Origin of the sequence: Pontiella desulfatans (assembly GCF_900890425.1) — a bacterium.
GTDB lineage: Bacteria > Verrucomicrobiota > Kiritimatiellia > Kiritimatiellales > Pontiellaceae > Pontiella > Pontiella desulfatans.
The window spans coordinates 1,126,982-1,150,473 of sequence record NZ_CAAHFG010000001.1 but is presented as its reverse complement, the minus strand read 5'-3'; the positions used below and the strand labels follow the sequence as shown (position 1 = coordinate 1,150,473).

Annotated in this window: 11 protein-coding genes; 4 read left to right on the top strand and 7 right to left on the bottom strand. The window is 57.1% G+C overall.

The features are described from left to right. Window positions 1-480 precede the first annotated feature (480 nt). Complete coding sequence (ltrA, locus tag E9954_RS04435; RefSeq protein WP_136078018.1) at window positions 481-1,806, top strand: group II intron reverse transcriptase/maturase; 1,326 nt, start codon at window positions 481-483, stop codon at window positions 1,804-1,806. A gap of 304 nt (window positions 1,807-2,110) precedes the next feature. Here the strand turns inward: ltrA and E9954_RS04430 are convergent, their stop codons facing one another. From E9954_RS04430 to E9954_RS04410, 5 genes are all read right to left on the bottom strand, one after another. Continuing rightward, window positions 2,111-3,772: an alpha-L-fucosidase gene (locus tag E9954_RS04430; protein ID WP_168441962.1), complete on the bottom strand. Its 1,662-nt coding sequence runs from the start codon at window positions 3,770-3,772 to the stop codon at window positions 2,111-2,113. Between the two features lie 35 nt (window positions 3,773-3,807). Further along, window positions 3,808-5,286 (bottom strand): sulfatase family protein, encoded by a 1,479-nt coding sequence (locus tag E9954_RS04425; RefSeq protein WP_136078016.1) that lies wholly within the window; start codon window positions 5,284-5,286, stop codon window positions 3,808-3,810. A 163-nt stretch (window positions 5,287-5,449) separates the two neighbouring features. Further along, window positions 5,450-6,838 carry a sulfatase-like hydrolase/transferase gene (locus E9954_RS04420; RefSeq protein WP_222847050.1) on the bottom strand — a complete coding sequence of 463 codons (1,389 nt, stop codon included), beginning with the start codon at window positions 6,836-6,838 and terminating at the stop codon, window positions 5,450-5,452. Beyond that, entirely contained in the window at window positions 6,835-8,295 is a 1,461-nt protein-coding gene (locus E9954_RS04415; protein WP_136078015.1) for a sulfatase, read from the bottom strand. The genes E9954_RS04420 and E9954_RS04415 overlap by 4 nt, the downstream gene beginning before the upstream one ends. After that, a complete protein-coding gene (locus E9954_RS04410; protein WP_136078014.1) occupies window positions 8,295-9,344 on the bottom strand; it encodes a hypothetical protein in 1,050 nt (349 codons plus the stop codon). Before E9954_RS04410 ends, E9954_RS04415 begins: the two co-directional genes overlap by 1 nt. A 484-nt stretch (window positions 9,345-9,828) precedes the next feature. Here E9954_RS04410 and E9954_RS33440 point away from each other — a divergent pair, with 484 nt between their 5' ends. The 3 genes from E9954_RS33440 to E9954_RS04395 all read left to right on the top strand — a co-directional run bounded on the left by E9954_RS33440 (window position 9,829) and on the right by E9954_RS04395 (window position 19,643). Beyond that, entirely contained in the window at window positions 9,829-17,436 is a 7,608-nt protein-coding gene (locus tag E9954_RS33440) for a DUF2341 domain-containing protein (protein ID WP_136078013.1), read from the top strand. A 176-nt stretch (window positions 17,437-17,612) separates the two neighbouring features. Further along, window positions 17,613-19,208, top strand: a complete 1,596-nt coding sequence (locus E9954_RS04400; protein WP_136078012.1) for a leucine-rich repeat domain-containing protein — start codon at window positions 17,613-17,615, stop codon at window positions 19,206-19,208. 48 nt (window positions 19,209-19,256) lie between these two features. Then, on the top strand, window positions 19,257-19,643 hold the full coding sequence (locus E9954_RS04395; RefSeq protein WP_136078011.1) for a hypothetical protein: 387 nt from the start codon (window positions 19,257-19,259) through the stop codon (window positions 19,641-19,643). Between the two features lie 114 nt (window positions 19,644-19,757). Here E9954_RS04395 and E9954_RS04390 read toward each other — a convergent pair whose 3' ends face one another. Next, window positions 19,758-22,700 carry an Ig-like domain-containing protein gene (locus tag E9954_RS04390; RefSeq protein WP_136078010.1) on the bottom strand — a complete coding sequence of 981 codons (2,943 nt, stop codon included), beginning with the start codon at window positions 22,698-22,700 and terminating at the stop codon, window positions 19,758-19,760. Window positions 22,701-22,736: 36 nt separating this feature from the next. Continuing rightward, window positions 22,737-23,483 (bottom strand): choice-of-anchor R domain-containing protein, encoded by a 747-nt coding sequence (locus E9954_RS04385; RefSeq protein WP_136078009.1) that lies wholly within the window; start codon window positions 23,481-23,483, stop codon window positions 22,737-22,739. Window positions 23,484-23,492: the final 9 nt, after the last annotated feature.

The window sequence follows — 23,492 nt, the reverse complement described above, 5'->3', positions numbered from 1 at the left end:
CGGCGGTACGCCGTGCCGTGCATGGGCTGGGTACGCCTGGCATGAACACAAACTAATGGGGTTCGAGTCCCCTGCGCGTTGCCCGGCTGTCCGCTGTTCCTTTCATTGGGAACGACGGTAGCCGAAGCGCTAGATGAAATCAACTGCGGTCTCGCGAGGGATCGTGGGGAGGAAGATGGAGATCAAAACTGTGAGCCGACGAACAGAAATCGCATATAAGGCTGAGGAGGTGGATGAGGTTGCCCAGCATGCCGAAGTCCGGGGCAATACCTCTACGGTAAATGCGGCGGTTGTGCAGCGGAAGTCTGTGTTCTTATCCGGGGAGGCCTGCGGGATATGCGTTCCGGCAACGGAAAGCGGCGGCGGCAGCAATGTCGTCGTTACTCCCGAAGGAGTCAGCAGAGGCCATAGTACCGTTGACCTGACGGGAAGGGCTGAACGCAAGGAGCGTGGACGCCCCCGTCGCGAAAGGAGCCTTCGATGAAGCCGTATGGCGGAGAAGTTGCACCCTGCGCGGCGGACCAAGCGACCCCGCATGATGAACTATTGGAACGGGTGCTCGACTTGGAGAACATGCGCAAGGCATGGAAGCGGGTTAAGGCAAACAAGGGCGCGGCGGGCGTGGACGGGTTGTCCATCGATGCCGCGTTCGGGTTTATCCGCCAGCACTGGGAGGGTATCCGTTCATCGTTGGCCAGCGGCAGGTACAAGCCTGCGGCGGTGCGCCGCGTCGAGATACCGAAACCGGACGGGAGTAAACGTCCGCTAGGGATTCCGACCGTGCTGGATCGTGTGATCCAGCAGGCCATCGCACAGGTTTTAACGCCGCTGTTCGATCCGCACTTTTCGGAATCGAGTTATGGCTTTAGACCCGGACGCTCCGCGCACGACGCGGTGCGGCAGGTAAAGAAGCTGTTCCGCTCATATTATCCGATCGCGGTCGATGCCGACCTCTCTAAGTTCTTCGACACCGTGAACCACGACCCGCTGATGCGGTGTGTGGCGAAGCGGGTGAAGGACGAACGAGTGCTGAAACTGATCAGGAAATATCTAAAGGCGGAGATAATCGCGGATGGGCTGTCCATACACCCGGGCAGAGGAGTCCCGCAGGGCGGCCCGCTCTCGCCGTTGCTCGCCAATATCCTGCTCGATGAGCTGGATAAGGAACTCGAAAGAAGGGGACTCAAGTTCGTGCGCTATGCCGACGACTTCATCATCATGGTGAAGACCAAGCAGGCGGGCGAACGGGTGTTTTCCAGTATTCGGAAATTTCTGGAGCGCGAACTTTTGCTGGAGGTCAATGAGACCAAGAGCAAGGTCGCACGCCTCGACGAATGCACCTTCCTCGGGTTTCACATCATACGCGGAAAGATCCGCTGGAGCCAAAAGTCCGAAAAGGAATTCAAACGGCGCATCAAGGAACTCACCGGTAGAAGCTGGGGCGTCTCCATGCAATACCGTTTGAGGAAGCTGCGCGAATACATGCGCGGCTGGATGGGCTACTTTGGCATCAGCGAATACTACAAACCCATTCCACCGCTCGACCAATGGATACGCCGGAGATTACGGCTGTGCTATTGGAAGATGTGGAAACGCCCGAAAATGCGTCGGCGACAACTGCGCAAGCTCGGCATTGACGAGCGGCAGATCAACATGGTGGTCAGTAGCCGCAAAGGCTATTGGAAACTATCGCGCACGCTGGCAACGAACATGGGCTTGGGCAACGCGTGGCTCAAGGAGCAAGGACTGGTCAGTCTGAAGGAACAATGGTCTCGGATGCACTACCCGGACTCGGTTCGCCGCTAGCACAGGGCGGAACGGAAACGGACGGTGCCTTGCGAACCGCCAAGTGCGGACCCGCATGCTTGGTGGTGTGGGGAGAGGGAGCTAGTCACTCCCTCTTACCCGATTTCGGTCATTTCTTCTTTTTCTTCTTCTTGTCCCAAGGCCAAGGTTTGACCATCGCGCGATTGGCCCAGTCTTCCCATTGCTCGGACAGTTGCGTGACAAGCTGAGGATTCTGGCCGGCAAGTGTTTTTCTTCTCCGCGAAAAGTCTGGTATGCATCTGTTTTCGGGTAAAAAACTACGGTGTGGTTTCAGCGTCTGTTTTTAAAGCCCTTCTTTATCGGCCAAGGCCTTTACCTTTCGCAAAATCTCGAAATTAATCTCCGGGATGCTGCCGTCGCCTCTAGGGCCTCCGATGGCCAGCAGGAAGTTCCCGCCTTTCCGCCGGACTTCTTTCAGCTCCTTGAAAATCTCTTCGGGGGAGCGGAACGGCTGAAACTGGTCGTAGCTGTAGGTATGTTTCTGCATGCCGGGCAGGCTCTCCCAATAGGTCTCGGCAATCTCTCCCTCGGGAATTTTATAATCGCCCATGGTGAGAAAATCCCGAAGCTCTTCCGACTGATGCAACCGAGATCCCGCCAGGCAATGGGGATTGTTCTTCCGAATAATCGCCAAAAGCTCCAACGCATCAATGATGTTGATTTCAGTGGGCACATCAAACCAGATCACTTCCGGGTCGTACTTTTCCATCAGTTCAAGCAACTGTGGTTTGCTTTTATTCTCTAAATAATTACGGGGCAGATCAAACGGAGCGATGTCCATTTCATACAGGCGCGCCTTACCCTTGATATCTTCCGGGTAGTCACCGAACGCATAATGATCCCTGGAGAATCCGCCGGGGGTATACCATTCCTGAGATTGGGAGTAATAAAAACCGTAATGGAGCCCCGCCTTTCGACAAGCGTCTTTCAACTCCATTAAAATATCCCGGTCAAAACCGCTGCAATCCTTGATGTTGAACTTGTCGCACTGGGTATCCCACATGGCGAAACCATCGTGATACTTCGCGGTAATCACGATGTGCCCCATGCCAGCCTCTTTGGCCAGGCGGACATACTCATCCGCGTCAAAGGCGTCAGGACGGAATACTTCGGCCAAAGCCTTGAGCTCGCCATGCGGGACTTGTTGCCGGAACGTCATCCATTCGGCATATTTGTTAGGTTCATACCTGCCCTTCCAAACCCCGCCGTGGATTGAATAAATCCCAAAGATAGGAAACATTCCGTAGCCCGATTCCTTCCACCACCCGATCCGCTCATCGCGTGCTTCCGGCGACTCGAACATGCGGAGGAAATCATTGGGGTTGTCGATTTTTCGCAACGATAGATCGTCAAAAAACACCGTTCCCTCATCCTCTTCCAAGCCGCAAGAGAGTTGGAGGGATTTTGTGTCCTTGTTTGTTTTCACCAAGCCCCTGAGCTGGATCCAGGAACCGTAGGTGGCGTGAGCCAGATCCAACTGGTTTTTTCCCACCAGCGCCTCGCCGCACCGGGTTCCATTTACGTCGAGGAGATCCCCTCTAAGGAAAGCCCCGAACATGGACATCTTGTCCGGCTTCAAGAAGGCCGACCTTTTCCTGTCCGGGGTCGTAATGATCTCAGGAATATGAACCCAGACTTCGAGTTTGTAGAGCTGCTCCGGTTCCACCGCGACGGGATCCAGCGTGGCGACACGGTTCTCTTTTTTCAGGATTTGCTCGTTTAAAAGGGACATCCGAAGAGCACTGGATCCGCTGCGGGCCATACTGGCGTCAACAAACTTCCCAACCTCTGGATTCGAAACATTTTCAAAAGAGGGATCGGTCAGCATATTCGATCCATACGTCAAATACCCGCCATTGCCCGGTTGATTCTTCGGGTTTGAAAAATCGTTTGTTGCACAGCCGGTGAGCAGCGCGGCCATAGTCATTGTAATGAATTTTTTCATTCCGGGTTTCCTTTCTGGATCCATGTGAATTAGTTTCATTTCTTATTCCCCCGGCCCTTCTTCTTGGCCATTTCCTTTTCATAGTAACCGGGGCGCTTCGAGTGTTCATACGCGTCGAACACGTCGCCTTGGCCGAGCACGCGGGGATCGCCCTGCTTTTTCAACTCCGCGAAAAGCTTGGCGCGCATCCGATTCTTGAGCGCATCGTATTCCGGCGAAAGCGCGAGGTTTTCGAGACATTCCGGATCCTTTTCCAAATCATAGAGTTCCTCGCCGGGGCGTTTTCCGTATGACTTGTCGTATTCAAGCGACCCCGCCTCTTGGGAGAGCGTATAGGTTTTCGTCGGACTGCTGTCGGTATCGCGGTAGCCGGTTTCGGGATTGCCGCAAGGCCAGCGGTCGGGTTTGAAATTACGCATGTAGACCAAGGTTCCTTCGTGGAGACTGCGTACGGGATAACTCTGGTCGTGGGGACGTCCGATATCATTGCGCTCGCGCCCGGTCAGCACGGAACCGCGGCCTTTCGGCGCGTCCGCAAACACATCAAACAGGCTCCGCCCCTGGATCGGCTGAAGCCCTGAGTCAGCCCGCGAAATACCTGCGGCTTTCAGAAAGGTCGGAGCGAGGTCAGTAAAACTGATAAAGTCACTGCTGACGCGCCCGGGGTTTTTGATGTGGCCCGGCCAGCGGACGACGAATGGGAGATGGGTGGAATGCTCATAGGGATGTCCCTTGAACCGCGGAAACGGCATGCCGTTGTCGGAGGTCGCGATAATGAGCGTATTCTCCAACTCACCGGCCGCTTCCAGCATTTGGAGAATTCGCCCCAGATGCATGTCGTAGTGTTCCACTTCGACGGCGTAGTCGAGAATATCGTGTTTCACCGCGTTGTCCGTTCCCCAGAACGTGGGCAGGAAATCCAGTTCCGCGAGTTTTTTTCCGCTTTTGACCCCGGACTTGAATGCATACTTCCGGTGCGGTTCCTTGCATCCATACCAGAAGAAAAAGGGTTCATCGGCGGGTTTGGCCTTCAGGAAGAGTTCGAAGTTTCCCGCATAATCGGTGGGATTAATCTGATTGGTTGGTCGGTTTTTATTTTGCGATTCCTGAAACGCGGTACCGGTCAGCTCTCGTCCTCCATCATCGCCCGGTCCCCAGCCCTTTCCCGTGAAACCAGTAAAGTAACCATGCTCGCCCAGCGCCTCGACGACGCTTTTGAACTTTTTCGGGAAATAGGGTTGGTGATTTGCGGCGTCTTCGAGTTGCCAGGGATTGCGCCCGGTAATGATCACGGAGCGAGACGGTGCGCATTTGCTGCTGGGCGTATAGGCGCGGTCGAAGCGGATACCCTCTTTTGCAATGCGGTCAAAGTTGGGCGTGTCGAGAAAGGCGTAGCCATAGCAGCTCGCGTGTGACATATCATCCGCGATCGCGAAAAGAATATTCGGGCGTTTGGCATCAGCCCGCGTACTCAGTCCCAAGACCATGAACAACATAATGAATAACCACTTCATTCTCGTCTCCATTCCCTACAGCCGGCTTTAAGCGCGTCAAACCACCATTTATAGCGCATTTCGTGCGCGGCTGCTTGTACATAACCCGCCAACGTACGTACAAAACCAACATGCCGCGCCCTCGGAGGAAACCGCGTGGAACAAATGGTTATAGGGTCTTCGCTCACTCCAAATGCCAGTCGGGACCGTCGGCCATGACGCTGGCGTTGATTTCGAGTAGTTTCTTTTTCATCCGCTCCAGCCGTTCAGGCTGAGCGGTCGACAGATCGTTTTCCTGCGCCGGATCGTCTTTCAGGTTGAAGAGCTGATAGTTGGTGTAGCCCCCCGTTTTGATGGCCGGGATCCACGCCTCCTGCAAGGTGTTGTTTCGCGACAGCTCATAGTCGGGTTCGGCGAGTAGAGAATAGTCGCCGTCGCGGATCGCGACGATCGGACGGGCTTTCTGAAGATGCCAGAACAATGGTTGGTGGCGATTGAACTCTTTCGGCTTGCCCGTCAGCAACCCCGTCAGATCGGAGCCGTCGAGATGGACGTCCGGTTTTTCAAGCCCCAACAATCCACACACCGTGGGCAGCACGTCCGTCAAACCCGCGGGCGCGGATTCGACGGCGCCCGCCTGAATGATTCCCGGCCAGCAGAAGATGCCGGGCACGCGGATTCCGCCCTCCCAGTTTTGCCCCTTCTTGCTACGCAGTCCGCCGGTTCGCTCGGGCATGTAGCACCCGTTGTCCGAGCCATAAATAATCAGGGTCTGTTCCGGAGGCGCGACCTCCCGCAACTTGGCGAGCAACCGGGCGATCGCCCGGTCGGTGTTGTCGATCGTCGCGGAATAGGTCGCCAGATCCAGACGCGCGTTCTTTTTCGCGGGCTTGAACCGGCTGTATTCCTCAACGATTCCCGCGGGCGCGGCAACCTTCATGTGCGGTTCGTGGAACCAGACGTTGAGGAAGAACGGCGCGGCAGGATCGCGATGCTCTTCCAACCATTGGATGGCCTCGTCGACGACGAGCTGGCAGGAATAGCCCTCCATTTTTCCGAGCGCCTTGCCGTTGCGATAGAAGTTCGTCGGGTTGTGATGCGTGGGCAGAGCGTTGTTGTCGGTCGCGAACCAGTAGTCGAAACCATGCTCGGCGGGCGTCGGTTTATCGAACGTCCCGTACGGAAGGCCGAGGTGCCATTTCCCGACGTGCGCGGTTTCATACCCCTCCTTCTTGAGAACTTCCGCGAGCGTGATCTCGCGCTCCAGCAGGTGCGTGCGATGCACCTCGTCGTTGATCCAATTATAAACCCCCGCGCGGATATGGTTCCGCCCCGTCAGCAGCGTCGCCCGCGAAGGCGAGCAGACCGCGCAACCGGAATAGAAATCGGTAAAACGAACGCCCCCCGCCGCGAGGCCGTCCAACGCCGGGGTTTTGACGGGCCCACCATAGCAGCCGAGATCGCCGTAGCCCAGATCGTCCGCGAGCAACATCACCACGTTGGGCGCGCGCGGCGCGGCTAAAGCGGCCAACGCGACGCCCGCGCAAAGAATCATCATCCATAGCTTTTTCATTTCTTCTTTCGCTTTTTCTTGCTGTTTTTTTCGATGTATCCCGCTTCAAGCCGTTTGGCGTCGAGCTGTTTCCGAAGTTGCTCCAACCGCTCCGCATATTCGGGATTCTCGGCCAAGTTGGTGAATTCGCCGGGGTCGTTCTTGAGGTCGTACAACTCCATGCCGCCCCGCCCGTAGTTCCACTGATTGAATCGCCAGTCATGGGTGCGAATGGATTCCCCGCCGCTGCGGCTGATGGTGAAGGCGACCTCCTTTTTCCAATCCTTGGAGGCGGGATCGTTGAGCAGCGGAAGCAGGCTTTCGCCGTGCAGGCCATCGGGCGCCTCCAGCCCGGCCAGCTCGGCCAGGGAGGGATAGAGATCGATCAGTTCGGTGATATGCCGGGAGGCTTCCCCATGGCGGTCTTTCATCCACGGAACGCTGACAATGAATGGAACGCGGGTGGACTCTTCGAAAAGATGCTGTTTTTGGAACTTGTTATGGTGGCCCAACAGATAGCCATGGTCGCTGGTAAAGACCACGATGGTGTTTTCCTTCAACCCCAGCTCTTCGAGGCAATCCAGCACGCGGCCGACCTGCGCATCCATGTAGGAGACGCTCGCGTAGTACGCTTCGAGCAGTCCTTTGTGCAGTTCCGGTGTCACGTCGTAGGTGCTGCTGTTTCTTTTATAGCCGCGGATGATCTGCGGCACATCCTCCAGGTCGCCCTCGGGAACCACCGGGGCAATCATCGCCGCCCGGTCGTAGCGGTCGAAATATTTGGCGGGCGCAACCAGCGGCACGTGCGGGCGAACGAAGCCGCAGGCCAGAAAGAAGGGCTGGTCTTGGTTGCGCTTCAGGAAATCGATCGCGTGGTCGGCGGCCATGCCATCGGCATGCACCAGGTCGTCGCCTTCGGCCTCAACCCCGACAAACGCCTGCGAGCCTTTGTCCTTGGGCGACCAGTTGGTTTTTATGCCCGGCGCGTTTTGCTCCGGCGCCTTAATGTTGACCACTTCGTCCCAGGAGTGCGGATCGTCGCGCTCCGCGGTTCCGGCGATGATTTCCCCGGGGATGCCCATGTGGTAGATCTTGCTGACGCGGCCGACATGGTAGCCGTTCTGGCGGAACAGCTGCGACATCGTGACGACGTCCGGCATGTTGCCCCGCAGCGTCCCCGCGTTCCCCAGCGTTCCGTTGGTGTAGGGATAAAGCCCCGACATGATGGACGAGCGTGAAGCGCCGCAGACCGGATATTGGCAATGCATGTTTTCAAAGCGCACTCCATCGGCGGCCAGCCGGTCGAGCATCGGCGTTTGGCACTGCGGATGTCCAAAGCCGCTCAGTGCGGTATTCAGGTCGTCCGACATGAAAAACAACACATTGGGTTTCCGCGCCCCCGCCATTCCGGTTAGCGAGACCGCCAGAACGAAGCAGGCCGTCAGCGCTCGGAAATTATTTGTTAAGCCATTCGTCATTATAAGCTCCACCCTTCGCGATACCCGGTGTTGATATATTGGTTCGCCTTCTCATTATTCGTGATCCGCATGTTCTCCGCGTCCCACCGTATCAAACCATTCACGCGTTTCGCTACATTTCCTAGCAGACAAATCTCGGTGAGGCGCGCGCCATAGTCGAAATCGGTTCCGGCTTTCTCCAGCCCCTTGCAGACGCGAACCCAGTTTTGGATGTGATCGAAACTCTGCAGGTCGATGACCGCGACGCCGTTGACGTCGAGCACCCCGAAATCGTTATCGTAACCGCCGGTTTTTAATGTTCCGTCGCCCATATTAAGTCTCGATTTGGTATTAAGAGCTTGGCTTACTCCAAGTTGGATGGTGCTACCGGCACCAATCTTTGTCTGGCCTGTCCATCCAGCCGTTCCGTTGAGTACCAGCAGGCCATCACCAGAAAGAAATACGTCTGCTGCAGATGCGCCGCCACTTAATTCTTCGGAATTAGAATTAATGGTTACTGTTCTCCCGGTGTCTGTCTCGATATAGAGATTAAGATTTTGTTCAAGCACAAATCTGGCAGTGCTAACGGTCAGGTCGCCGCTACCGGTGATAGCCCAGTAATGTGAGTTTGCATCGTTGTTGCGCTCAACCAACTTTCCCCCGCCTACGATGGTCAGGTTCTTACTCGCCGCTGACATGTCGATTGAACGCTTAGAGGATGCAGTAGTGCCACCAAGCCTATCAAGGTTTATTGCACCGCCGGTACCACCCGCTCCGTCATCAGCAGTAATCGTAACATCTTGTGCAGGATTAGTCACGCGAATCTGCTCGAGGACAGCTCCGTTATCCGCCTGCGTGCCAATAGCCGGCTGATGGGCGTCTAATATAAATTCGTCATCGAATTTTGCAACAAAATCTCCGTCCGGCATATCTCCATTCCAGTTTTGTCCATTCACCCAGCTTGTACTTACATCACCTTGCCATTTACTTGTCGAAGCTGCTGTTGCAACCATGGTGGATAGCGTGACTGCTACCAAGACCAGCCCGAACATTTTCATCATTTTTTTCATATCCCGATTCCCTTTTCTTTTGACTGCCGAATGGTGCTGGCCGCGGGAACATCCGCGAAGTACAGCTCTCCCAAGTACGAGTTTAAGGTAGCAAGAGCGGTTTGTCGGGTCTTGTAGAATAAAAGCATTGTGGTGTATATAAGCACGCCAATGCCTAATCGCAGGAACGAGACGCCGTGGGGCGGATATCCGATCCGCCGTCCCCGGCACACGGGCCGTTCCTCCGCCAACTCGCATCGGATATGCGAGCTACCCCGTGGGGCGGATATCCGATCCGCTGTCCCCCGCACGCGAGCTGTTCCACCGCATACTCGCATCGGATATGCGAGCTACGTTGCTTGCACACCCTATGCGGATCTACACCATGATGCTTTTATTCTACAAGACGTGAATGCGCTCGGATGGTACCCTTTTCGTCCTTAATTTAGAGAAGCGTCGTACCCGTTGATCAACGTGGCTCGTCCGCGAACAGGAAGTGGAATAGATGAAAACAAGCACCCGTTTAGTTCAAACCGGAATGATCGCGGCGATCTGCGTCCTCATGGCATGGCCGAGCATCGGCCACGCGGCGAAGAGCAAGGGCACCATCAAAGTGCTGGGGGTTCGTGTCGTTTTCAAGGATGCGGGGGGCCCCAGTGAGAAAACGATCGAGCAAAGGCTCAATTCGGCAAGACTCAACTACGGAAGGTTTTCCTACGGGAAACTCGATATTATCGTCAGAACAGCAACCGTTAAATTGCCCAACAACCGGACAAGCTACAGCGGCACTGCGATGAAAGCCGCAGCCAGAGCCAAGCTCAAAGCCCAAGGGATCCTGATCGGCGGCGTCGAGATTTTTGGCTTCTATCCCGGCGGAACACATTTCGGCAGCCACGCCACCGTCGGTGGCAACGAATTTATCTCCAGTAGTACCGGTGGCTCCACCATGCACGAGATGGGCCACAACTTTGGCTGGGGACACCAAAGCCGATGGGCATCCAATAACTCCGACCCGATCGGGTCAGGTAAACTCGTTACTCCCGATGTTTTCCACTTCATGAAAACCGCCTCCATGGATCCGGAACCCTCCGAAAAATGGGGGCATGGCTGGATCACCGATCGCCATACCGTCTACAACAATGGAAGCTACACCAAACGCCTCTATACCTTCGACCAGAAGAATATCGCCTCGGCCAACCGAGAACGCACCATTCGCGTAACCCGAAACACGTTGACCAAGAAAGCTTTCTGGCTCGGTTATCGTTCCAGATTGCTCAACAACGTCAGTGGAGCAGGAAAAAACACCGAACTGCGTCAGGGTCTCTGTTTCTGGTGGGAACGCAGTTCCGCGGCATCCACCACGTGGCTGGACATGCACACCGGCGGCGGGCTCGACAATCACTCCATCCAACCCGGCGAAACCTATTCCGATACGGCTGGCGATGTGTATATCACCAACCTCGGTCGCGGCGGAAGCGAGCCCAATGAATATCTGGATGTCCGCATCAACCGGGGAACCTTTGCCGGAAACGGTGCTCCCGTGCCGACCTGGGATGCGCCCGCCATGTGGAAAAAGGGCGCAAAGCTCACCATCACCATCGAAGGCAACGATCCGGACGGCGACGAAGTCGCCTGCATGTGGACCACGCCCGAACGCGACATCGTATACAATACCAGTGCGCCCACCTTGACGGTGACCCCCTCAAAACTAGGCAACTGGCAGGTCAAGGCCGTGGTCTCGGACATGAAGGGCAAAACCAAAACCATCAGCAAAACCATTACCATTGTCAGCGCATGGCCGGTTTCAGACTGGGATGGATCGGACAGCGCCGGATGGAACACCGCCGCAAACTGGACTCCGGAAGAAATTCCGAACGACCGCTCGGAAAGCGCCCGTTGGAACAGCAACTTTACCGGGGCCTTCCAGCTCGCCACTACGGCGGCCAAGACCTTGCGCGGACTAGAACTGGAAGAAAGCCTGACTAGGGATGTGACCGTTGATATGACGGACTCCGAAAGCGATCTCTTCCTGTGGGAAAACGGCATTAAAATGCTTGCCTCGGACCACGACCTGACCATCACCGGTTCAGGAAGTGTCATTCCCGCAGTCAACCAGACCTGGTTCATCGGCACCGGCGGCGGCGCCGGCGAACTTAATGTGCTCACAGAGATCGACCTCGAAGACCGGAATCTTACAATCAACACGGTGACGGATGCGGAAGTATCATCGATTGCCGGCGAAGGAACGTTCACCAAGAAGGGTGTCGGCGCCCTGACCCTCAGCGGAACCAGTAGTCATTCCGGCAGTACACAAGTTACAGGAACGGGAAGCCTGCTGATTGATGGCACTCTTGCCGGTGGGGGCACCGTCGGTGCCATTTCTGCTGCGACCCTGGGCGGAACAGGAACCATCGCGAACAATGTGACGGTAGAATCTGAAGCCACCCTCTCTCCGGGACCCGGCTACGGTTCGCTGGCCATCAGTGGCGGCCTGACGCTTAATGGCGATCTGCTCATGGATGTGGATCGCAGTGGGCCGACCAACGATCAGCTGAATCTGACCGGCACCCTGACCTTGGCCGGCTCGGCCCGTCTACGGATTAACAATCAGGGAGAAGCCCTGCAAAACGGCGATACGTTCCAGCTTTCCGATACGGCTGTAGCCGGTGCCGAACTGCTGGATATTACCCCGACTCCGGGCTACCCCCTTGCATGGGGAAACCATCTGGCTTCGAATGGAACCGTCGAGGTGTATTTACCGGGCACCCTGCTCAGCAACTCCAACGGAGCATCGAACGTAGCCTACGATTCTGCCACGTTGACCGGGGAGCTCAACACCAACGATGCGCCGACCGAAGTGCGCGTCTATTGGGGCACGAGCGATGGCGGGATCAATACCAACGCCTGGGACCATATGGCCTCATTTGGTTCGGTTTCCTCTGCGCAGTCCTTTAGCACAAACGTAACCGGCTTAAGCGAGCTGACCCCTTATTACTATCGCTTCTATGGAGTGAACTCCAACCGCACCGCATGGGCCGAAACCGAGGCAGAATTCCGGACCCCGGCAGCCCCGCTTGTTCCTGCGAATTTCCAGTACAGCATGGAAATCACCTTCCCGAATGCAACTGGAAGTCTGACCAACTTCCCGGCATTGGTCATTCTGGATGAAGCAAAAAGTCTCTTCCGTTATGCGCAGATGGCATCCAGTGCAGGCGACGACCTGCGCTTTACGGCCATCGACGGCACCACGATTCTTAACTATGAAATCGAAAACTGGAATACCGAGAGCAACTCGCAGGTCTGGGTACAGGTACCGTTGCTCACCAATAACACCACCATCGTGGCTCACTGGGGCAACACCAACGGGGTAGCCTCTCCTGCGTATACCACCGACGGCTCCACTTGGACCGAAGGGTTTGAAGGCGTCTGGCACATGACCGGAGATGAGGCCACCGATTCATCGCCCAATGCGCGCGATACCATCGCCCTCAACGACGTGGATTCCACCGACGGCGTCATCGCCGACGCCCGAACCTTCGATGGAACGGACGACAGCCTGGTGACCTCCGAATATCCCGGCGTAACCGACGGCGGCCGCACCGTCACCGCCTGGATCAAATCCACCGCCACCAACGCGGCGATCACCGGCTGGGGCAACGAAGCGCCCGGCGAACATCTTGAAGTCGGCCTTCGAGACGGCGTTCTATACGCCGACGTCAACAGCGGCCACATCGCGCACGGCGCGGTCGCCAACGACGACCAGTGGCATCACGCCGCGGTCGTGATCCCCGACGATGGAACCCCCAATATCGACGAAGGCCTGCTCTATCTCGATGGCGCGGTCGGCCAAAGCGCCGTGCTTAGCCAACCCATTCAAACCGCCTCTGGGCCCAACCTGCGTCTGGGCGAAACCGAAACCGGAAACCTCGACTGGAACGGCGAACTCGACGAAGTCCGCGTTTCCAGCATCGCCCGCTCCGCGAACTGGGTCGGCGCCGCCTATCTCAACATGGCGTCGAACGATGCCTTCAACAGCTTATACGACGTTGCGGGAATCGAAGTTCCGATGATCAGCGATGCCGGCAGTGTTTCGGCCCTGATGCCTTATACGGTTACGCTGAACGCCGAGCTGCTCACGACCGGTGCCGCATCGACCACCGTGTTCGTCTGCTACGGACAGGAAGACGGCGGTACCGTGGCCAGCACCAGTGCATGGGAGGTGGTTGAAAACCTGGGAATCGCATCTGCGGGTCCGATCAGTTTCGATGCCACCAACCTGTATGCAAACACGGAATATTTCTTCCGCTTTGCCGCAACCAATTCCTTCGCCGAAGCCTGGACGAAGATGGGCGCTTTCCAGACCCCCGAAGATATTCCGGTGATCGAAAACAACGGAATCTCCGGTATTCAGGAAACGTCGGTTTCCCTGGGAGGAAACCTTACCTCGACCGGTTTTGCCGCCACGACCGTGCATGTTTACTGGGGCGACGAAGATGCTGCCGAAGAGCTTGATGAGTGGGATCTCAGTGCAAATCTAGGCACCCAGTCCACAGGAACTCTCAGCACCAACATCACCGGACTCACAGCGGATACGACCTACTATTACCGGTACTATGCCACCAACGCGTATGGCGATGCATGGGCTTCGGAAACAACGGCGTTTACTACGCCGAGCTCCACGCTGGACACCAACCGCTACGGCTTCAAAATGAAGATCGAATTTCCCGGCTACGACGGCACGGAAACCCTGACCAATTTCCCGGCTCTGGTGGTATTCAACGAAGCGCTGTCAAACTTCCACTACGGGGCCTTCGCCTCGCTGGACGGCGGCGACCTTCGCTTTACGGCGGAGGACGGCACCACCGTCCTCAACTATGAGACCGAAAACTGGAGCACCAATGGCGATTCGGCCGTATGGGTCCAAATCCCCGCGCTCTCCAGCAACACCTTCGTCTGGGCCTACGGAGGCAACCCCGGCGCGGTGGTCGCGCCGCCCTACACCACCGACGGCTCCACCTGGAGCGAGGGCTTCGAAGGCGTATGGCATCTCAGCGACGCGCTGGGCCTGGATTCCACCGCGAACGGGCACGATGCCACCGTGCTCGGCGGCCCCACGAATATCGCGGGCCAAGCGGGCGACGCCCTGTTCTTTGATGGCGTGGACGACACGCTACAGGTCCCCTACTCCGCGGATCTGAATCCGAGCAACCTGACGGTCTCCCTCTGGGGCCGGGTCGATGGAAAACAGAATGACCTTCGCGCGCCGTTCAGCAACAGAAGAGATGGGCCTAATGAAGGATTTATCTGCTTCGCCAATAGCGCCAACAACTGGCAATTCCAGATGGGAAATGGATCTACATGGGCTTATACGGTCGGACCGGCCGTATCGGTTGGATCGTGGACCCACCTCACAGGCACCTATGATCAACGTTCAAGCAACCAAACCCTCTACGTCGACGGATCCAATACCGCGGAGAGTGTCACATCCGGGTATATTCCAAACCCCGATACCCCATTGAATATCGGCAGTGGTTCACCTGATGGCTCCGACCATTATTTCAAGGGACCGCTCGACGAAATGCGGATTTCCAGCGTGGTCCGCAGCGCAGACTGGGTCGATGCCGTGCATTTCAACATGGGTTCAAACAGCGCGTTCAACAGCTATGGAGCAGCAGCGCACGAGGTGCCGGTTGTCTCAAATGACGGTGGCCCGACCAACCTCACACCGACTTCGGCCACCTTGCAAGGCGCATTGCTGGACTCCGGCTCGGACCCTGCGGAAGTGATCGTGTTCCACGGCGAATTCGACGGCGGGAAAAACATCAATGCATGGGATGCCGCCGTGCCGCTCGGAGTGGTCTCCGAAGGTCCATTAAGCATCAACGTGACGAACCTTTCCCCGGAAACGGAACACTACTACCGCTTCTATGCCAGCAATGCCAGCGGTGCAAACTGGGCTCTCGCGACCACGGAAGTGGTTCCTCCATCCGGACGACCTGTGCTCGACGAGCTTCCTGAATCCACGAATGTGACCGGCGTTTCGGCCACCATCATAAGCGATCTGGTATCCACCGGAAATGCTCCCACCACGGTATGGGCATACTGGGGAACCACCGATGCAGGAATCACGAACACGGCCTGGCAAAACTCGGAAAACCTTGGCGTGCATTCAGCATCATTTATAAGCAATACCGTGGCCGGACTCATTCCCGGAGAAACCTATTACTACCGCTTCCAGGCCACCAACCACTGGGGCGAAAGCTGGACCGAGGCATCGTATTTCACGACGGAGGCAATGACGCCCAACCTCGTCGCGACCCATGCGGGATCCACTCTGGATATCAATACCGATGCCAAGACGTTGACCTACGATGCCGATGGCGCCGGCCCCATCGCGGCGGTCGTACACACGGCGTCTATCGAAGCAAACACCGCCACCTGGACCTTTGGCGAGATTCATATCGGAGCCGATACAACGTTAACTTTCGGCGGAAACGATTCCCGCGCCATCCGCTTGATCGCCGACGGAACGGGTTATCTGTCCGAAGGTAATATCATCATCGAAAAGGACTTTAATCTGAATGGCGACAATGGTGGACAGAACGGCGCGAACGGAGGAAGCCGCACCTTTGGCAGCGGCGCGGGCGGCGATGATAAAACCGGCGCAGACGTCCGCGGAGGCGAAAGCGCTGCGTCCGATGCCTATACCACCGTGGGCGGAAAAGGCGGCGGACGGAACACCGACAGCTCAACTGCAAGCAAAGGCGGCGGGGGCGGTGCCTTTGGTGGCGACGGGGGCGACAGCAACACGGGAACTCCCGCTGGCGGCAGCTGGTATGGACGCCTTGACCTCGCCAAGCTTGGAACCTCGGGCGGCCCGCGTGCCGGAAGCGGCGGTGGGGCCGGAAACCGCGGGGCCGGCGGAGCCGGCGGCGGGGCCATACAACTATTGGCCATCAACGACATCACTATTTCCGCAGGAACCAGCATCACGGCCAAGGGCGGCAGAGGCAATTCGTCCGGAACGACCACCGCGGACAAACGGCGCACAGGCGGCGGCGGATCCGGAGGCGGCATCCGTATCGTGGCCGATTCCGACGGTGACGGCTTTGGCACCCTCGATTGTTCCGGCGCGACCCTTAGCGCGCCCGGCGGAGTTTCCGACAGCGGAACCACAAGCAATGAATACGGCGGTGACGGCGGAGGAGGACGCGTTGTCCTTCGTGGCGCCACCGTTATTCAGGGCGTGATTGACGTGGCGGGGGGAGATCATGTTGGAAGCAACGGCAAACCCGGCGAGGACGGCAGCATTTTCCGGGACGGGAAAAACGGCGAGCTCTATCTTTCAGGAAACGGGCGGGCGGCCAATACCTATTCCTCCTACACCAACCTGAATGTCACGGAAAAATCGACATGGGAATTTGGCGGCGACGAAAACGTCATGAGCGTCGTGATCAGCAACAGCACGCCCGCCATCATCGACGGAAAACTCGAGCTGGAGATCGATGGAACCAATTCGGTCAGCGACCAGTTGATCGTGACTTCGGATCTGGATATCACCGGCGCCACACTCCAACTCAACGAGTTGAGTTCCCTGATCAACGAGGTCTATGTCCTTGCGGAATACGGCGCGATAACCGGCGCATTTGCCAGTGTAACGGGACTGCCGGCCGACTACACGCTCCAGTACAACTACGGCACCAACGGCAACCAGATTGCCCTGGTCACGACCAGTATCGACGGGGACGGGGACGGAATCATCGACGCATGGGAGATCGACCAGCTTGGCAGCACCACCCTCTCGGACGGAACCGGCAACCAGGATGGCGACGCATTCACGGACTTACAGGAATACATTGCCGACACGGATCCCGACGATACCAATTCCTTCCTCTGGATCGCCATCGCGCAATCCACGAATACGGGAATCCACGAACTCTCCTTCCCATCTTCGGCGGAGCGCGAATACTGGATTGAAAGCACGACCAACCTGGTTATCCCCTTCTCTCCGACCTCGCCTGCCTTCCCCGGAGAAGGAGGAATCATGTTGCGGGACACAACCAACTCGCTCAGCCCGAACCGGCATTACCGCGTCCGCGTCACCCTGCCATGACAGATGGATTGAGGAAGAAAAGCCGATTTGCAGGCAAGAGGACGTGGCCTCTTATGGTCTCTATCGGATTCCTATGCATGGTTTCATGCGTAGCTTCCGGGACAAATAAACGAGGCCGGCCTTCAGGCCGGACGCTGAATTTCCCAAACAACACCTCCCTTGGTGTTCTGGTGGATATGGATCAACCAGCCAACAGCGAGCCCTCGCACTGGTGGTGGGGAGGGATTGCGGGGAAATGGGTGCAGGTCGGCGAAGCCAAGGGAGACGTTGCCGTTCCCCTAAACATGAGATTGGGCTTTGCCGTCGAACCCGAAGGTTGGATCGATCTCTCGACCTTGGCCAACCTTGCGCCCGACGCCATCGAGGCCTTGGAGTTCCATGGCAGCCCGAAAGACGAGTACATCGACGACATCGGCACCCTGACGGAGCTCAAAACGCTGGTGCTCGGCAGCGGCGCAGCCACCCATAAGGGACTCGCTTCGCTGAAGAAACTTGAATCATTGGAGCGACTGCATATCGACCCGATCGACGAGGACGGCATGGCCATCGTTGGCGAATTAACATCGCTGAAAGGCCTTCGCCTATCCTCGGAATCCGTGATTACCTGCAAGGGGTTTTCCCACCTTGCACGGCTGTCGGCATTGGAGGAGTTAATGATTGGATGGAAAGGCTATGAAGGGAACGGCCTGGTTCATCTCTCACAGCTGCCATCGCTTGAGTATCTATATCTGAGCGGTTTCGAAACCGGATCTGAAGGATTGGTTTACCTCGGCAATATCCCATCGCTCCAGCGGTTGGAATTTAGCGATATCAGAGGCGAGGCCATCGCAGCCTTGCCCGACATGCCTTCGTTAAAGACATTGGCGATAAAAAGTAAAAACCCGGAATTCATCCCAACGTCCCAACTGGTGAATTTTACGGGTCTCGAATCCCTGTCGTTGAGTGGCTGCTTCACGGACGATGGGCTTGCCCCGTTGAAGGAACTTCCCGCTCTTCAGGATATCTCCTTGTTGCACAAGCTTTTCTCAGGCAGGAATGTCATCACCGACGAAGGGCTGGCCCACCTCGGAAAGATTCAATCCCTTGAGTCTGTTAGGATCTATACCGGGCACTTTACAGATAAAGGACTCGAACACCTTTCCGGGCTGAAAAAACTCAAGAAACTGCAAATGCCCAACGCCCGGCACGTTACGGATTCAGGCATGCAGTCTGTAGCCAGTATCGGCCATCTGGAAACCCTTTACCTAAACGGCTCCTTACTGACCCATGAAGGTATGCGCCAGCTTGCCAAGCTAACCAACCTGAAATCACTTCGATTTCTTTCACCGAGCCAGTTAACCAACCAAGCGCTTGCCGAACTCGCGCCCTTGCAGAAGCTGGAACAGCTTGAACTCGGCTATGCGCCCAACGTAACCGTTTCCGGACTGAATGGACTCAATAGGCTTGCCCATTTGAGAGCACTGACCGTCCGAGGGATTTCGAACAACGACGCCGTGCTGGATCTTTCGGGACTGCCCCGGCTCGAACAGCTTGAGCTTCCAGGCATTGGCGACGACGACCTCGCCTGCCTTGCACAATTGAAGCATTTGAAGAAATTGACTATCCGCAGCGGGAACACCATCACCGATGCAGGTCTGGCGCATCTTGAGGGAATTTCATCGCTTAGGGAGCTTGAGATCCGGCTCCGAAAGGATGAGGAATCAAGGATTAGCCAGGAGGCCATAACCCGTCTCAAAAAGAACCTCCCCAACTTGGTGTATTATTCAAGATGATCAAGTGATATGCTCACATCCATCAAAAAAACCAATCGAGGAAAACCAATGATTAAAAGACTACTCGCCCTACTCCTGCTCACAAGTTTTGGATGCCAAACACCGGTGCCACCTGCCGAGCCCACCGAAGAAATGGCCAGCCTCCCCGAAACTCCCGTGGCGGCAGACGACTGGCGGCTCAAGGGCAAGGAGGACCTCGACGAATACCTGATGGGCGTGACGCTCATCCACCGCAGCTACCGCCCCCATCCGGAAGAGGAATGGGATCACGACCACTGCAAATTCTGCGATGCGCCGTTCTCCCAGGCGGAAGCACATGAGAATCCCTTACGGGTCGGCTACGTGACCGAGAACCACTACCACTGGGTCTGTGAAAGATGCTTCGGCGATTTCAAGGTCCGGTTCAAATGGACAGTCGCCGAAGCCCAGGACTAGTTTCCTAGACCGCTGCCGTTGAGCCCCGGCCCCGCCGCTCCTGCAGCTGAGAAGAGAGTCAACCCCGCACACATGCAATTTGTTTGATCCTAGATTCGGATCTAGGCTGATTCCTCACAGCTCCTGTACTTCAAGAATCTCAACAATGGCTCCCCATGCATGAATGCATACTGCGCCCAAGGGGCGGCGCGCCTGGAACATCACCCTAATGCCGTCGACCCTGAGTTCCGGCGGCAACGAACTGTGCGGATCATACCTAATCCCGTCATCCCCCAGGATGCCGTAGAACCCGCCCGCGAGCCCACTGACATGCGAGACGGTTCCCCTCGTGAACTGGGCACCATTGTTGAAGGGATTCCGGGGATCGGCACCACTGAGAAACTCTTTCACGTTCGTATCGCCGTCCCCGTCCACATCGCGCGTCGGGTCGGCATCGGGGCCGGTGAGCCCCAGCCCCGCGGCCCATGCGCCGTAATGCGGCAAGACCACCGCAGGCGACATGCGATCGAGCACCACGAGCCGCCCGAAGAGTTCCCCGCCCGGAGCAAGGCCGTCGCACAGGCAAACCGTAACGCGGTCGATCCCCGCGCCGAAGAAATCGTCATCGATCGTTTCAACAATGCCGTCCTGCCCATCGACGGCGAGAATCCAGTCGGTCAGGTTGGTGGTGTATTCGATGGCGGAATAGATCTGGTTGGTGGCTTCGTCCAGACGGCGGTAGGTCACGGAAAACGCGGCGTTGGTTCCGGGGTTATAATTCCATTGCGGCAGCAAGCCGGTTGAGTCGTTCATGGCCAGGGATGCACCGAGGAAATAGGCCATGCCGTTCTTGATGCCGTCGCCGTTCGGGTCGGCCTCGAATTTTGCACTAGGATCAAGCACACCTGAAACGACTTTTGTCCAGGCGTCGAATGTTCCGGCAGGCGGCGCGGAAACGGCGGCAATCGTTCCGTCAATCGCCAGCCGGTTGGCCCATACGAAGCCCGGCGCGGGAACCGTCGGCTCAATCGCTAGCAAGTTTCCATTCGGGAACGCTTTGTTAAACACCTGAAAGAGCTGGCCATTAGTAAAGGAACCACCGCCCTGAACAGAAACATGAAGCCTTCCGGTTCCGGCCAATTCGCCGGCCACATTAAAATGATCGCAGTTCACCGTTGCCGCCGGATCGGCATCGATCCGCAGGGTTCCGTCCACCCTCAGGTCGCCGGGCAGGGAGCATGATTTAATACTGGAGTTCCCCAGCGAAAGCGATCCTTCATCAACAACAATGCTTTCCGCTTCTACGAGCGAGCCGCCCAGTTCGAGCACCCCCTGCCCCCCCTTCACCAGAGCACCGCCCCCCGTGATTCCGCCGGATAGAACTACCGTTCCGTTGCCGTCGATGCGCAGCCCCTTGTTGTTCATGTTGAGTTCCGCCGCCACGGTCAATGCGGCACCGGTCGCCACCGTCCAGGACTGGAAGGCATTCAGGCGCACTTCGCCATCGCCGACCACATCAAGGGAGCGGGTGGTTGACGACATGTCGATGCCGCCGCCATAGATCCGCAGCAGACTGTTGGTATCGGAAAGCGTGATGGCGACATCCCGATTCAGAACGGGGTCGAGCCGCACCTGCTTGACCAAGCGTTGCACGACACCGGCTCCGTCGATCAACGGCTGGTTGACACCACTGAACAAACCGTTGAACGAAACGATGTCGAGCTTCGTGGAGGGCTCCGCGCCGGAAAGCCAGTTCGAGGTCGTGTTCCAAACGGCATCTTCCCCCTCGCCCGTCCATTGCGAAACGGGATAGGCGTCCACCACTTCGACATTGCGCGTCAGCGTGGCGGTCTTGCCCTTCATGTCGGAAACCACAACACTCACCTTTTTCGTTCCGGTGCTGTCCCACGACTTGGTGATGGAGTTGGAGCTGGTGTTCACCGGAATGGCCGACGACGCGGTCTTCCACATGCAGGCGACGGGATCACCGTCGGGATCGTTGGGTGTCACCACAAACGTGTAGGGTTCGCCTTTCAATACGGAATAGGGCGCGTTCCACGTTGGCACCGGCGCCTGGTTGCCGGGGAACTCGCCGCGCTTGACTTGGACATCGACATATTCGTTGGGCGACGTCCCCCCACGGCCCAAGTTGGTGATGTAGACATCGCCGACCTTGTCGGCATACGTCTCGCCGGGCTGGAGGGAATGGTCGTTGACCCCTCCCGTATTCGGATGCATGTCCAGCAGCACCGGACTGGCGTTGCTGCGCTCCCAATAGAAGACTACGCCTTGGCGGAGATGGTTGTTCTTTACATTCGAATCATAGTTGTTGAGTTGCGTGGCGCGGAAGCCGAGCCAGAAGAATTTTTTGGTTCCGGTGGTGCGCTGAACCCGTATGGTGCGCTTGCTGTTGGCCGGATCCATGTTTTTCTGGTCGAAGGCATAGAGCCGCACGGTTCGATCCAGATCTGCGGTGGCGGTAAAGTTGTAGCGGTCGGAGATCCATTTGGCACCCCACTTCCTAGCCGGGCCCGGATCGATCGTTCCGGTCTTCATAAACTGGTAGACATCATTGTCGAGCTTGCCGCCATCGCTGATCGGATTGGAGTTGCTCGACGTCCAACGGCTTTGGTGCCCCCATCCGAAGCAGTGCCCCATCTCGTGGATCAGCGAACCGCCATTGGTCGTCCATACCCGGCTTCCGCCGACAATAGCCTTGTTTCCCGACGCATGGCCGCCATGGAAAAATACGACAATGTCGTAGTTCCCACTGCCGGGCACCTTGTTTTCGGCGGCGGAGGCGAGCGCTCCCGCAGTATAGGTACCGCGGTTGTTGGGCAAGGTGACGGTCACCGTGTCGTAGGTGACATCCATCTTGCCGAAGGAAAACTTCTCGAACTGGGTTTCCGCACCCCGGATTCGGTTGGTTATGGTCGAAAGCGAGGGGGGATTCTTGTAGTCCTTGAACAAGACGCGGACGCAGAGCACCTTCACGTTCCCCGTCGTCTTGGCGGCCTTACTGACGCCCGCCAACAAAATGGCGGCACACAACAACATACTGCATACACAGTTTCTCATCTTGCCCCCTTTTTAGCCGCCGGGCTTGTTATTCGCCTAATACAACGCCGACTGGTCCAATGGCCGCTCCGTTTCCTCCTCAAGAAACGGACGCGTATATTCGGGCAGTTCGAATTCGCGGGAGCGACTCTTGCGGGTGCGGCGCCGACGAGCCAGAAGACTCCCGAAAAATCCGAGTCCCATCAGCGAAATGGTTCCGGGTTCCGGAACCGCATGGATCTCCATGGCCATGGATGAACCGCTGTAATTGGCCCAGGAGGTTCCATCGGTGCCGTTGGCATAAGCCAACGGCATTCCAGTCCCGGCAAAATCGGATTCAAACGCGGCGGAGTCCGTCTGGTTCCACTTATAGGTCGTGCTTCCCAACGTTTGGTCAACCGAGGCCACAAGCCAATAGGCGGTATTGGCGTCAAGCGCCAACGAGGCCCCGGGGGCCAGCACGTTCCCAATGGTTGCCGACGTCGCCGAAAAGAGGTTGAGTCCTCCAGCGACAAGACTACCCGGTTGACTGGTGCTGTCGGTGTATATCGAAAAACTGATTCCGCCCAAACCGCTCTCGTGGTATAGGTTTGCCCCGAAAAACAGTCCCGTCAAACTGCACGCCGCCCCGGTGGAGAAAGAGCGTGCCTGAAGGATCGGATAATCCGCCCCAAGCCCGAAATCTCCGATTGCGACAGGTGCCGTAATCGTGGTATTGGTCGTCGTTCCAACCAACAGTTCGGCCGGCACCTGCCCGGCTGCCATTCCAAAGAGCGCCACTGCAATAATCGTTTGCTTTTTCATTGATCCTGC